The sequence below is a fragment of the Bradyrhizobium hereditatis genome, from assembly GCF_020329435.1.
GTDB lineage: Bacteria > Pseudomonadota > Alphaproteobacteria > Rhizobiales > Xanthobacteraceae > Bradyrhizobium > Bradyrhizobium hereditatis.
On the sequence record NZ_JAGKJK010000005.1, the window covers coordinates 349,177 to 361,969 of the forward strand.

The window sequence follows — 12,793 nt, forward strand, 5'->3', positions numbered from 1 at the left end:
AATCGTCGGTCGCGCTGCCGAGGCGGCGGCGCGGCCGCCCAACAAACAAGGAAAGGGTGGAATGTCATGCGTAGTAAGGTCATCGCACTGGTTGCCGCAGCAGCCGGCTTCGTAGCTTGCGGACCAGCCTGGGCGGGATGGCCGGACGACAAGCCGATCGAAGTGGTCATCGGCTTTGCTCCGGGTGGCGGGACCGATGTCATGGCGCGCAAGCTTCTGCCGTTCGTCGAGCAGAGATTGGGCGGAAAGGCCAAATTTGTTGTGCTGAACAAGCCCGGCGCAGGTGGCGAGATCGCGTTTGCCACGATTGCCCGCGCTGCGCCGGACGCCTACGCGATCGGCGTCGTCAACGTGCCCGGCTATAATTTCATCCCGATGACGCGAAAGACCCAGTACAGCATGGATGAAATCCGCCTGGTTGCGCGCGTGGTCGACGATCCCAGCGTGATCGTAGTGCCCGCGGACAGCAAACTTGCAAGCCTTGCGGACGTTCTGGCTGCGCTGCGCCGCGAGCCGGGCTCGGTGACACTCGGCCACAATGGCGCAGGCACGAATGGTCATCTGGCGATCCGCATGCTGGCGAACGCCGCGAAAGTCGAGCCCAACGAAATTTCTTATCGCGGAACGGCCACGCAACGGACTGATCTTCTGGGTGGCCATCTGGCTGTTGGAATGGTCAGCCTCAGCGAGATCCCCGAGCTGCACGGCACCAACAAGGGACCGCTCCGCGCCATTGCGATCCTGTCGAAGCAGCGTTCGCCGTCCCTCCCCGACGTTCCGACAGCAGAGGAGGCAGGCATGCCCCTCACGATGACGGCCGAGCGCGGTTTCGCCGTACCGAAAGCCGTGCCGGACGAGGTCGTCAAAAAACTCGAAGCCGCTATTGCGGAAAGCTTGCGCGATCCGGAATACATCAAGAGTTCGCCCGGCGACGCCCCCGTTCTGGCTTTCATGCCCGGCGCGGAGTGGCAGAAGCGCCTCGACGACATGACGCAAGCCCTGCGACCATTCGCGGAGGAGATGAAGGCGCAGGAGCAGAAGTGAAAGCTAGCAAGTAGCCCCGTTGGCTCCTACGGGCTTCGATTGCTTGTTTGATTCTGAAGGCGAACGGTCGGGGCTTACCGCCCCGAACGTCAAGGGCCAAAAGGCGACATGCCAGTTCAAATGTCCTGCGCGGCCGCGTTCTCTCGCGATGCGGCTGCCGCATCACGCATGACGCCGGACACGGTGCTGTATGCCACCACCCAGGCGGACTTCGCTGCTGGCGTCCAAGCCTCTTTCAACCCCTGCTCCAGTGTCCATAGCAAGGCTGCACCAACCGTTTCGTAATGCCGATCCTCTACGCCATACCGAATATGGTTCCGTCCCAGGGTCTCTAGCGTCGGTATCAACGACGGCAAGTCATCGACACCGTTGATCACGGCACTCAATGCCTGGACCAGCTTCCGGCGCTGCTCCTTCATATCAGCATTCTTGAACAATCGCTGCAGCGATGGATCGAGCGTAAACAGTCTCTCATAGAACAAACCAGCCGCGACATCGCTGATCGGAATGACCTTTGACCAGGTCGACTTGAGAAGTTCTTTGGTTTCAGGAGACATGGCAATACTTTCCTATCTGATTGAATAATCTGGTCGGAAACACTGCAAATACGTACTGGGCCAGCGCGCCAAGGTTCGATACCGGCACAATGATTTGTTGAGATCAGTACGTTCTCTTATTGCGAACGCTCCCAAAAGGAACAGCAGCGCGCAGTTATCTTCAGACCCACGGCAACGGTCAGAGTTACCAGCGCCGGCTCTATCAGACCTGCTGGGGATTGCTGGTCGTGACGGCACTGAAATTATTGTGGACGTGTTCCCAGCTATCTCGGGTAAAAATGGACGCGAATGTCTGCCTTGGGTCAAAATCTGATCGTACGATGCTTAGATCATCGCCGACAGAGCGCATGCGGTCAGCCAATGCAGTGGTACGTGATCTTTATTTCGTTGGCCACGATCGGCGTATTTGGGTGGTTCGCGCTCGAACTCATTGGTCGGCCTATTCGAAATTTCTTTGATTTGAGGCAGGCTGTGCGCGATCAAATGATTTCTCTGGCGAACGTCCCGACGCCGCAAGCTCGAGAGACATGCGTCACATCCGAGCAGATACGGCAATACGGTGCCGACCTAAAAAATGCTCGCGAGGCACAACGCATTCTACGTGATTTGGCCGCTCAGATGCTGGCGTTCGCCGAGAGTGAAAGGGCCGCCTGCATTGTCATGAGACCGTTTGGTTTTGATGCTGCAGCAGCGGGCAGGGATCTCATCAGGCTTGCGAACGCGCTCGACCGCCAGGGGACCGAGCGCGCCCGATTTCACAAAAATGTCGAGGCGGCGCTGCGGCTTCGTTAGGCCGCCTGCTCATGGGATCCGACCTCCCTTCAAAACGCATTTGGCAATCCCCTTTGATCCGCCTTAGCAAGCCCGAATGAGCGGAGCGACATGCGGGGATCGGTACTACCTCAACCTGGATATCGCTTTGCTCATCCGGGCTACGTTTGCTTAGGCCCTAACCGCCAAGCAGCTCGAGCGTTCGGCGATCGGCCACACCGCCATAGTATTTGGCGATCGCGGCAGGAAACGCGGGATCGGAAGATGCCGCGGCGAACAAGGTCATCGACGAGCGAAACTTCAGATCGTCAGGGCTGCCGAGAATCTCCCGGATGGTCTTGCCTTCAACGGCGTTGACGAGAGCGGTGCATTCGAGAAGCCGAGGCCCCAGGATATCGTGCTTGAGATAGGCGATCGCCTCGTCGCGCGAGGCGATCGCATAGCGCTGCGCCATTTCGCTAAAGCCGAGACCGGCGAGCTGAGGGAAGATGAACCACATCCAGTGGCTTTGCTTGCGGCCACGGCTCAGCTCGGCCACGACGCGCTGGTAAACCGGCGCTTGCGCATCGACAAAACGCGTCAGATCAAACGGATCATTCATGGCGGCGTTCCTGGTTTGCCGACGAGCTCGGAAAGGCGATCGAGCAGCGGCCGCTGGCCTTCGAGAATCTTCGCCCGTGCCGCAGCGAGGTCAAACCATTCCGCGCGATCGATCTCCGGGAATGTCTGCATCCTGCCGCTTCTCGGCGGCCATTCGATCTCAAACGTATTGCTCCGGATGGCGTGAACATCGAGATCGCCTTCGACGGCGAAGGCGATCACCCGCTTTCCACCACGCTGGCGAATTTCGCCCAGCGGCTCGAGCGGCTGCCCCGCAAGCACGACGCCGGTCTCCTCGGCGAATTCACGCCTCGCAACGGCGCTGGCACCCTCCTCTCCGTCCATCTCTCCCTTCGGGATCGACCATGCGCCCTCGTCCTTGCGTCGCCAGTAAGGTCCGCCCGGATGCACGAGGAGGACTTCCAGCCCCGTCCCGCTGCAACGGTACATCAGGATGCCCGCACTGAGGGGTGATCGACGTGCCGCCTTCAATGATCCTTGCTCCAGCAAGTAGCCCGCATGAGCAAAGCGATATGCGGGAATCGGCACCAACCAAAACCCGGATATCGCTTCGCTCATCCGGGCTGGGCTTGCTGGATAGCCTAACCGCCTCTCGACGTGCAGATTATCGACAGCAAGATCGCCTGCTACGAGCGGCGCGTGAGGGCGATCCAAATTGTGCAGACTCAGAGGCGCGCGGCCGTTGTTCCAAACAAATGCGAGAGAGGGATCAGTAGCAGGTGGGAAGAAATGGTGCCCAGGGGCGGGATCGAACCACCGACACTGCGATTTTCAGTCGCATGCTCTACCAACTGAGCTACCTGGGCGTACTCGGCGAGGGCCCAAAGGCCGGGCGAGCGGGCGGTTTATAGAGAGGTCGAGAGCGCCTGTCCACCCAGCTTCGCCGTTGGCTTCGCTGGGCGCCGCCCGCCTGGCGCCTCATCCCCAAATATTTGGTGAATAACGGCTATTCGGCGTCTTCTTCGTCGGTGGGGCGGCCGGGGATGACGTAGGTGCCGGACAGCCAGCGGTTCAGATCGACGTCGCGGCAACGTTTGGAGCAGAACGGGAGCGTGGCGGGATCGGCCGGCTTGCCGCAGACCGGGCAGCGTTTTGACGGCGGCTTGGCCCCGCCGCCCTCCTCGGGCGGCTTAGCCGGCATTGAGCCAGCCGAAGCGGATCGGGAAGCCCTCCCCGCCGAGCAGCGTGACTGATTCGTAGAGAGGCAGGCCGACCACATTGGAGTAGGAGCCCACCATCTTGACCACGAAGGAACCGGCGATGCCCTGCACGGCATAGCCGCCGGCTTTGCCGCGCCATTCGCCGGAGCCGATATAGGCCTGTATGTCATCCTCGCTCAAACGCTTGAAGCGGACGCGGGTTTCGATCAGGCGCTGGCGGAACGCCTCCTTCGGCGTGACCAGGCAGATCGCGGTATAAACGCGGTGATTGCGTCCCGACAGCAGCCGCAGGCACTGCGCGGCCTCATCGACCAGATTGGCCTTCGGGAGAATGCGGCGGCCGACCGCGACCACGGTATCGGCGGCGAGGATGAAGGAGCCGCGCAGCTCGTCGTCGAGCTGGACCGATTTCAGCGCCGCATCGGCCTTGGCCCGCGCCAGGCGGTTGGCGCAGGCGCGCGGCAGCTCGCCCCGCCTGGGCGTCTCATCGACATCGGCCGGGCGCAGCGCGTCAGGCTCGATGCCGGCCTGGTTGAGCAGGCTGAGCCGCCGCGGCGAACCGGAAGCAAGAACGAGTTTGGGACGGCCAAGCATGCTGAAAGGTATCGGGGATTTGGATTCGGGTAGGATCGCGCGCGCGGAAACTATCGGAAGGCACTCCATTCCACAACCGGGGGACAAGCCATTGTTGTACTTGCGAATCTCTCCACTGCCCCGGCGAATTCGGGGCTTATAGACGCCGGCGATTGTCATTGGGATGACAGTAGCAGCGGGCGGGTGTCTTAAATCGCTCGGCCGCGGCCGATAAGTTCGACATTCAGCGCAGGGGATCGATCGGCGTCGCGACACCCGAGCGGGCCTCGATGGCCTCGGCTGCTTCCAGACACAGATCTTCTCGCAACCGTTGTCCAGTGATCAGCACGCCGATTGGCAATCCGGTTTCCTCGTCACGCCCGGCCGGCACGCAGGCCGAAGGCAGGCCGAGCAGATTGGCCGGGACCACCGGGCGCATCAGTTCCTTGGTCGCGGCCGATCCGGCAGGGGTCGCCGAATCGAAACCATGCTCGAACGGTAATTGCGTCCAGGTCGGCGACAAGAGCAATGGCCGATCCGCCATGAAGGTCGACCATGCGCGTGCGATGCCGTCGCGTTCGGCCATCAATTGCGACCATGACGCCGCATCGGCCAATGGAGGTATGTCCTGATTGAAGTTGTTCAGGAAGGCCATCGCGTCGGTACCCATCATCGGGGACAACAAATTCAGCACCGAACCGAAATCACCCATGATCAGGCGTCGCCAGCAGCCAATCGCGTCGTCGTAGCGTGGCGGGCAGGTTTCTTCCACGACGTAACCGGCATCAGTCAGCGCCTGCGCCGCGCGTCGCACCACAGCCGCCACCTTGGGATCGGTGCCGCCGCCGGGCGGTCCGGGCAATACGGCCACCCGAATGGGCCGCGCCAGTTTCGGGCCTTCGAACGGGGCGTCGATCGACCAGGGATCGCGCGGGTGTGCACCCATCAGGATCTGCAAGCCGAGGCGCACATCCGCCACGCGGCGGGCCATCGGCCCCTGCACGTTCATCAGCTGCACGGCCAGTAACCGGTTTTCGGCCGGCACAAAACCCGCATCGGGCACGCGTCCGGCCGATGGACGGATCGAAGCGATGCCGCACGCGTTCGCCGGATTTCGCAGCGAGCCGCCGATATCGTTGCCAAGGCCGATCGGGCTCATGCCGCTGGCCAGCGCCGCGGCCTCACCGCCGCTCGAGCCGCCTGCGGTGCGACCCGGATGCCAGGGATTTCTTGTCAGCCCGTGAAGCGAACTGTCGGTGTGCACGCGCAGCGCCATATCGGGTACATTGGTGCGGGCGATCGGTATGGCGCCCGCTGCGCGCATGCGTTCGACAACCGGAGCATCCGCCGGCGCCACCGCGTTGGCCAGCGCAGGCACGCCCCAGGTTGTGGGCAGGCGGGCCATGTCGATATTTTCTTTCACTGTAAAGGGCACGCCATGCAGCGGCCCAACGGTCTCGCCGTCGCGAAGCCTTTTATCGGCCAGGGCCGCAGCAGCGCGAGCCTCGTCAGCCAGGACTCGCACCACGGCATTCAGAGCCGGATTCACTGCATCGATACGGGCCAAATGCGCGTCGACCACCTCCACTGAGCTCAGTTGTCGGCGCGCGATGCGCTGCGCAAGTTCAGTGGCCGAGAGTTGCCAGATCTCGCTCATCATTTACTCCCCACATGAATGAGCAACGAAGCTTTACGCCCGCTCATCGGCCAGAGTAGTGCTACGCCGACCTGATGTCGACGGCATGACCAGCGGTTACCCGTTCGCCGCGCCGACCTTGGCAAAGCGGCGGCGGATGCGCATCAAGAGGCCGTCGCAGACCTCGCGGTAGGCGGCGAGCTTCTGCTCGCGGCTGCCCTCGGTGCCGGTCGGATCCGGCGTCGGCCAATATTCGACATCGGCAGCAAGCGTGCGCGTCAGCTCCAGCGCCTTGTGGTGGGCTTCAGGCGATAGCGTGATGATTAGATCGAAATTGAGCCCTTCCCAGTCGTCGAGCTCCTCGAACGTCATGGGCTTGTGGCCGGAAATATCCTGACCGAGTTCGGCCATGACGGCGACTGCGAACGGATCGAGCTCGCCCTTCTTGACGCCGGCGGACCGCACATAGAGTCCTTGCGGAAACATTTGCTGCAACAGGCTCTGCGCCATCGGCGAACGGACGCTGTTCAGGCCGCATGCGAACAGCACGGCCTGCGGATTGCGCGCGCGGGGCGGCGCCTCCATGCGCTACGAAATCCTTTCGGCGAACCGTTTCGCATTCATAGCCATCATGCGTCCTGCCCCTTCCAGTGCAGCACGCAGATCAGCGTGAACAGGCGGCGCGCGGTCTCGAAATCGACGCGCACCTTGCCCTTCAGCCGCTCCTGCAGCGTGCGCGAGCCCTCGTCATGGATGCCGCGGCGGCCCATGTCGATCGCCTCGATCTTGTCGGGCGTCGCGGTGCGGATCGCCTGGTAGTAGCTGTCGCAGATCATGAAATAGTCCTTCACGATCCGCCGAAACGGCGTCAGCGATAAGAGATGCGCGACCACGGGCGTGCCGTCTTCGCGGCGGATGTCGAACATCAACCGATTGCCTGTTATCGCGATGTGCAGCGTGAACGGCCCCTGCGCGTCGCCTTCCGGCGCGAACAGGTTCTGCTCGATCAGATCGTAGATCGCGATCGCGCGCTCATGCTCGATATCGGGTCCGGAACGGCCGATCGATTCCTCGTCAAGCGTCACCGCGACGATGCGGTTGTGCTGGTCATCGTCTGGTGGCGGCTTGTTCATGGCAAATTGAGGCGCAATCCGACGGAGCGTGAATGGGCATCCAGACCCTCGGCCTTGCCCAAGGTCATCGCGGCGGGCCCCAGCGCGCGCAACTGGTCGGGCCCGCATTTGAGAATCGAAGTGCGCTTCATGAAGTCTAGCACGCCGAGCCCGGACGAAAATCGCGCCGAGCGCGCGGTCGGCAGCACGTGGTTGGAGCCGCCGACATAATCGCCGATCGCCTCCGGCGTATGCGGCCCAAGGAAGATCGCGCCGGCATTGCGGACTTTTGCTGACAGGCCTTCCGCGTCCGCCGTCATGATCTCCAGATGCTCGGCGGCGATCGCGTTCGCGAGCTCCACGGCCTCATCGAGCTGTTTCACCATGATGATGGCGCCGAAATCGTTCCAGGAAGCGCGCGCGATATCAGCACGCGGCAATGTCGCCAGTTGCGACTCCACCGCGCGCTCGACGTCGCCGGCAAGCCGCGCGCTGTCCGTGATCAGGATGGACTGCGCGCTCGCATCGTGCTCGGCCTGCGCCAATAGATCAGCGGCGATCCAATCAGCGTTGCCGGTGTCATCGGCGACCACGAGCACCTCCGAAGGCCCTGCGATCATGTCGATGCCGACCTTGCCGAACACCAGCCGCTTGGCGGCGGCGACATAGGCGTTGCCGGGCCCGACGATCTTGGCGACCGGCGCAATCGTCGCCGTGCCATAGGCCAGCGCCGCCACCGCCTGCGCGCCGCCGACGCGATAGATTTCCGAGACGCCGCCGAGATGGGCGGCGGCCAGCACCAGCGGATTGAGCTTGCCGTCGGGCGCCGGCACCACCATAACGACGCGCGGCACGCCGGCGACGCTCGCCGGCACGGCATTCATCAGCACCGAGGACGGATAGGCCGCGGTGCCGCCGGGCACGTAGAGGCCAACAGCATCGACCGCGCTCCAGCGCCAGCCAAGCTCGACTCCTAGCGCATCGGTGAAGCGCTCGTCCTTCGGCAATTGCCTTTTGTGAAACGCCCCGATGCGGTCGCGGGCGAATTTCAGCGCGTCGATCGTGGCAGCGTCGCAGGCCCGCACGGCGGCCTCGATCTCGGCGGCCGTCACGCGCAGACCGGCGGCATCGAGCTCGAGCCGGTCGAATTTTTTGGTCGCCTCGATCAGGGCGGCGTCGCCACGGGCCGCCACGTCATCGACGATGGCCCGGGTCGCGCGCTCGACATCGGCCGACGCCTCGCGCTTGGCGGCGAGGAATTCCTTAAATCGTGAAGCGAAATCGGCGCTGCTGGTATCCAGGCGAACGGGCATGGGGGCTTTCTGAGGACTGTTCGAAAGGCCCCTGCTCAATGGCGCGGCGGCCAAGGGCCGTCAACCCTCGCTCACCCGGAAACAGAACCCGTAGGGTGGGCTGAGCGAAGCGAGCCCACCATAATCGACGGTTTGCGGGGTCAAAAATGGTGGGCACGGCGCGGTCGCGCCTTTGCCCACCTTACGGCTGCGGAATTACCCCTCCGGCCCCATTGGGGCCAAGGCCGCGTCGCTGGTGCCGAGATCGTCGGCGCCGAGGTCGGTGAGCTCGCATTCCAGGCATTCGACGTCGAGCCGCAGCGCGCCGCCATGGCTGAACAGCAAAAGCGCGCTGCCGCCGGGCGGCTCGGCGGGATAAAATTCGATCCCGACCAGTTCCAGCACGGCATCAGGCTGCGCCAGATCGATATTGCGCGACTTGCAGGCCAGGACGCGGTCGAAGCGGAGCGCCGCGATCAGGCGACGCGGCTCGGTTCCGCCCGACAGCGTCTGCTCCCAATCGAGCCGGTTCATGCCGACGACGAGCCGCTTCTCGTCCTGCCGCCAGACGATGTCAGCGGCCTGGACGCGGGCGTCCTGCACATGGGCCGAGATGACGGCGAGGTCGTCGGCATCGAGCGCAATCAGTTTCAGCGGGTCCGCTGGCATCCCAAGAATTCCTAAAGTCCTGGCCAGGCCTCGATCCCGCGCTAGTCGCTGATGCGCTGGATCGATGCACCGCAGGCAGAGAGCTTTTCCTCCAGCCGCTCGAAACCGCGGTCCAGATGATAGACGCGGTTGACCATGGTTTCACCCTCGGCGGCAAGGCCCGCGATCACGAGTGAAACCGACGCGCGCAAATCCGTCGCCATCACGGGCGCGCCGCGCAGCTTTGCGGTGCCCTCGATGGTCGCGGTCTCGCCATCAAGCGATATACGCGCACCGAACCGCGCCAGTTCCTGCACATGCATGAAACGGTTCTCGAAAATCGTCTCGGTTATCTGCGAGGCGCCGGCGGCGCAGGTCATCAGCGCCATCAATTGCGCCTGCAAATCGGTCGGGAAACCCGGGAACGGCGCGGTCGATACCGTCACCGGGCGGAGGCCGGCGCCGTTTCTGGCGACCCGGATGCCGTCATTGTTGACGGTGATGATGGCTCCGGCCGCAGTCAGCACGTCGAGCGCCGCCTGCAACAGCTCGGGCCGCGCACCTGACAGTTGCACGTCGCCGCCGGTCATGGCGACCGCCATGGCGTAGGTGCCGGCCTCGATCCGGTCGGGCAGCACGGTGTGCCGCGCGCCGCGCAGCCCGTCGACGCCCTCGACCACGATTCGCGGCGTGCCGGCCCCCCGGATGCGCGCGCCCATCTTGTTCAGGCAGTCGGCGACATCTGATATTTCGGGCTCGCAAGCGGCGTTGGTGATGACGGTCGTACCCTTGGCAAGTGTCGCCGCCATCAGCGCGACATGCGTTCCGCTCACCGTCACCTTGGGGAAATCGATGGCAGCGCCGCGCAGGCCGCCGGGCGCCTTCGCCACCACATAGCCGCCGTCGATGGCAAGCTCAGCGCCCAGCTTTTCCAGCGCCATGATCAGGAGATCGACCGGCCGCGTGCCAATGGCGCAGCCGCCCGGCAGCGAGACCTTTGCCTCGTGCATCCGCGCGAGCAGCGGCGCGATTACCCAGAAGCTGGCGCGCATTTTCGACACCAGCTCGTATGGCGCTGTCGTGTCGATGATGTTGGCTGCGGAAATATGCAGGGTCTGGCCCTGATAGGCACCGTCGCCGGGCCGCTTGCCCGCGGCCATGATGTCGACGCCGTGGTTCCCGAGGATGCGCTGCAGCTGTGCGACATCGGCCAGCCGGGGCACGTTGTCGAGGATCAGCGTCTCTTCGGTGAGGAGGGCAGCGATCATCAGCGGCAGGGCGGCGTTCTTCGCCCCTGAGATCGGGATGGTGCCGTTGAGCTTGCTGCCGCCGATGATTCTAATGCGGTCCATGCCATCCCCCTTGCTATCCCTAGGACAGATTGTTCACCGTCAAGAGCTTGGAAATTTGCGGCTATTTGATGAGGTAGCGCCTGGTTTGGACGACCGGGGCCGGTATTTGTCCGACATCATGCCGGCTACCGAACATCTTGGCGTCAGCGCTGATTGTGGTTTGACAGTCGCGGCGGAACCTTCAACCGCTTGTCGGAACGCGTCGTTCATCATGCCCATCAGGGGGCGCAAGATAGCGGCGAGTTGATCCCCTTTTCGGTGATGCGACGCGGCTGGGCGGCAGACCGGGCTTACGCGGCACAATGGCGGACTTCCGCATCTCACTCGATCAGTTCGTTGGCGTGACCGGTCACTGACAGGCGACACCTGCTGCCGTCACTCGATGATCCTGACCATGGACGTGTCAGGGCCTCATTCCGCCCATGTCGGTCCGAGTGCCGCGCGCTTCACTTCGCGAAGAGATGAACCGTGACGATACGGGAGACCCTGACCGACGGCCTGCTGAAGCTCTTCGAGCATCTCCCCCTCGGATTTGAGAAGCTCGTGATTATATCCCTCCGCCAGGATCAATGCTGATCTGTACGTCTCCTGAACGACCTTGATACGGTCATCTGCAGGAAGGGAGGCGACGAACTCGATTGTCTCTTCGACGTGCGCGGCCTCGCTTCCGAGTGAGCTGTGACTTCTGAGGAAGCGGGTCGCATCAACGCCGTCCGGGCACATTGCCTGCACCTTCTCGATATCGGCCTTCTGCTTGAGCGCGGCAATGCGCTCCAGGCAGTACGAATAGCCGATGCAGCCGATCGGATAGTCCTCGACGCAGAGGTCGTCGAAGCGCTTGCAGAGCGGCTTGATCCCCTCAGGGATGTAGTTGGCGACGAGGCGCTCGGCAGGCAGACCCAGCGCACGCAGATCCTTGAGCGCGAGCCGGTCGTGACCGGTCTCCTCGCGCGCACGCTCTTCAAGATAGGCCGCGACCTCCGGCCTCCCTAATTCCTCGAATCGCCCAGCGGCGCGTCGGAGATTTCGAGGCGTATCGACGGACGTGTGATAGGCGCCGACCAACGCGACGGTATAGCCGACAAGCGTCGGCTCCGGTCGCGCCAGGCGCTGTTCAATTTCGGCAAAGCCGAGATTGATCGCGCCATCGAGCAGACCGACCGTGCTGCCCGTCGAGCCCGCGCCCGTCATCGGTATCGCGAATGGGTCTATGCCGTCTTTCGTAACCTTAGGCGTGTGAAACCAGACCTCTCCCGACTCGCGAGCGACGATCGAAGTATCGCCGGTGACGTTGACCCACTCCGTGACTGACCGTGTCATTCGAAACCTCCCGTTTTCGATCGCTCGCCTGCGCTCGTTTTCTTGGAGGATGCGTTTTCTTATGCGGGCCGAGCTCGCTTCAAGCTATAGACATACCGCCTCGCCTCAGACCGAGTGGCAACAGCGCTAGATTCCATTGGGAGTAACGGCCATCAGCATCTTGGCCGTCTCAAGCAGAGGTTTCCCAGGCGTCGCACGTGTCTTTCTCGGCACCACAAGGACGACTCCAGTATCTGTCGGTATACCTGCCTCTAGCAAACTGAAACCGTCTTCGTACTCGTCTTCCGTAATCACGATGGGCCACGCTAAATAGATGCCCCGAAGCGCTAGAGCTGTTTGTGCGCGAGTCGAGCGGCCCGAGTAATCCGACGGAGGCATAATCAGATCGTTGTAGACGGAAGGCGTTGTCCACATGTCGACGATCAATTGTGCGAGGAGATCATTTTGGTACGAGAAATCAGCCACCTTGTCCTGTAAACTTGTTTTCGCATCGGCGTAAATGCCGCGTTTTTTCGGGACTGCGTGCGCCGCCACCGGAAGCATTGCGCTGCCGGCGGCGGCTCCTGCCAGGAAAAAACGCCGATTGAAGCTTGAATTCGATTGCGACTTGCTCTGCGAGGTCATGATCAATCCCTCTCTGCTGAAATCAGTTCGGCATCCTGCCGTCCGGCGCTACAGCGCCACTTGGTTGCACGAAATAGTTACTC

The 12,793-nt window shown here is 62.8% G+C and carries 15 protein-coding genes and 1 tRNA gene; 2 read left to right on the plus strand and 14 right to left on the minus strand.

Annotated features, from left to right (window positions below):
• Nucleotides 1-66: 66 nt before the first annotated feature.
• On the plus strand, nucleotides 67-1,044 hold the full coding sequence (locus J6524_RS14395) for a tripartite tricarboxylate transporter substrate binding protein (RefSeq protein WP_225671490.1): 978 nt from the start codon (nucleotides 67-69) through the stop codon (nucleotides 1,042-1,044).
• A gap of 116 nt (nucleotides 1,045-1,160) precedes the next feature.
• Here the strand turns inward: J6524_RS14395 and J6524_RS14400 are convergent, their stop codons facing one another.
• The gene (locus J6524_RS14400; RefSeq protein WP_225671492.1) at nucleotides 1,161-1,601 is read right to left on the minus strand and encodes a globin family protein; all 441 of its coding nucleotides are present in this window, start codon (nucleotides 1,599-1,601) and stop codon (nucleotides 1,161-1,163) included.
• Nucleotides 1,602-1,961: 360 nt separating this feature from the next.
• On the opposite strand from J6524_RS14400, the gene J6524_RS14405 reads away from it, so the two are divergent.
• Complete coding sequence (locus J6524_RS14405) at nucleotides 1,962-2,393, plus strand: hypothetical protein (protein ID WP_225671494.1); 432 nt, start codon at nucleotides 1,962-1,964, stop codon at nucleotides 2,391-2,393.
• Nucleotides 2,394-2,550: 157 nt separating this feature from the next.
• Here the strand turns inward: J6524_RS14405 and J6524_RS14410 are convergent, their stop codons facing one another.
• The 13 genes from J6524_RS14410 to J6524_RS14470 all read right to left on the minus strand — a co-directional run bounded on the left by J6524_RS14410 (nucleotide 2,551) and on the right by J6524_RS14470 (nucleotide 12,710).
• Nucleotides 2,551-2,973, minus strand: a complete 423-nt coding sequence (locus tag J6524_RS14410; RefSeq protein ID WP_225671496.1) for a DUF1810 domain-containing protein — start codon at nucleotides 2,971-2,973, stop codon at nucleotides 2,551-2,553.
• Complete coding sequence (locus J6524_RS14415; protein ID WP_283843308.1) at nucleotides 2,970-3,464, minus strand: NUDIX hydrolase; 495 nt, start codon at nucleotides 3,462-3,464, stop codon at nucleotides 2,970-2,972. Before J6524_RS14415 ends, J6524_RS14410 begins: the two co-directional genes overlap by 4 nt.
• Nucleotides 3,465-3,723: 259 nt before the next feature.
• Nucleotides 3,724-3,799 (minus strand) — tRNA-Phe (locus tag J6524_RS14420).
• Nucleotides 3,800-3,939: 140 nt separating this feature from the next.
• Complete coding sequence (yacG, locus tag J6524_RS14425; RefSeq protein ID WP_225671500.1) at nucleotides 3,940-4,134, minus strand: DNA gyrase inhibitor YacG; 195 nt, start codon at nucleotides 4,132-4,134, stop codon at nucleotides 3,940-3,942.
• The gene (locus J6524_RS14430; protein WP_225671501.1) at nucleotides 4,124-4,747 is read right to left on the minus strand and encodes a Maf-like protein; all 624 of its coding nucleotides are present in this window, start codon (nucleotides 4,745-4,747) and stop codon (nucleotides 4,124-4,126) included. The genes yacG and J6524_RS14430 overlap by 11 nt, the downstream gene beginning before the upstream one ends.
• Before the next feature lie 223 nt (nucleotides 4,748-4,970).
• Nucleotides 4,971-6,383, minus strand: coding sequence for an amidase (locus J6524_RS14435; RefSeq protein WP_249789446.1), 1,413 nt, complete (start codon nucleotides 6,381-6,383; stop codon nucleotides 4,971-4,973).
• A gap of 96 nt (nucleotides 6,384-6,479) precedes the next feature.
• Complete coding sequence (locus tag J6524_RS14440; RefSeq protein ID WP_225671505.1) at nucleotides 6,480-6,947, minus strand: arsenate-mycothiol transferase ArsC; 468 nt, start codon at nucleotides 6,945-6,947, stop codon at nucleotides 6,480-6,482.
• Nucleotides 6,948-6,991: 44 nt separating this feature from the next.
• Nucleotides 6,992-7,495: a UPF0262 family protein gene (locus tag J6524_RS14445; RefSeq protein ID WP_225671507.1), complete on the minus strand. Its 504-nt coding sequence runs from the start codon at nucleotides 7,493-7,495 to the stop codon at nucleotides 6,992-6,994.
• A complete protein-coding gene (gene hisD / locus J6524_RS14450) occupies nucleotides 7,492-8,787 on the minus strand; it encodes a histidinol dehydrogenase (protein ID WP_225671509.1) in 1,296 nt (431 codons plus the stop codon). The genes J6524_RS14445 and hisD overlap by 4 nt, the downstream gene beginning before the upstream one ends.
• 195 nt (nucleotides 8,788-8,982) lie before the next feature.
• Nucleotides 8,983-9,435, minus strand: a complete 453-nt coding sequence (locus J6524_RS14455; protein ID WP_225671511.1) for a DUF2948 family protein — start codon at nucleotides 9,433-9,435, stop codon at nucleotides 8,983-8,985.
• Nucleotides 9,436-9,476: 41 nt separating this feature from the next.
• Nucleotides 9,477-10,766: a UDP-N-acetylglucosamine 1-carboxyvinyltransferase gene (murA, locus tag J6524_RS14460; protein ID WP_225671512.1), complete on the minus strand. Its 1,290-nt coding sequence runs from the start codon at nucleotides 10,764-10,766 to the stop codon at nucleotides 9,477-9,479.
• Between the two features lie 411 nt (nucleotides 10,767-11,177).
• Complete coding sequence (locus tag J6524_RS14465; protein WP_225671515.1) at nucleotides 11,178-12,086, minus strand: hypothetical protein; 909 nt, start codon at nucleotides 12,084-12,086, stop codon at nucleotides 11,178-11,180.
• A gap of 126 nt (nucleotides 12,087-12,212) precedes the next feature.
• On the minus strand, nucleotides 12,213-12,710 hold the full coding sequence (locus J6524_RS14470; RefSeq protein ID WP_225671517.1) for a hypothetical protein: 498 nt from the start codon (nucleotides 12,708-12,710) through the stop codon (nucleotides 12,213-12,215).
• Nucleotides 12,711-12,793: the final 83 nt, after the last annotated feature.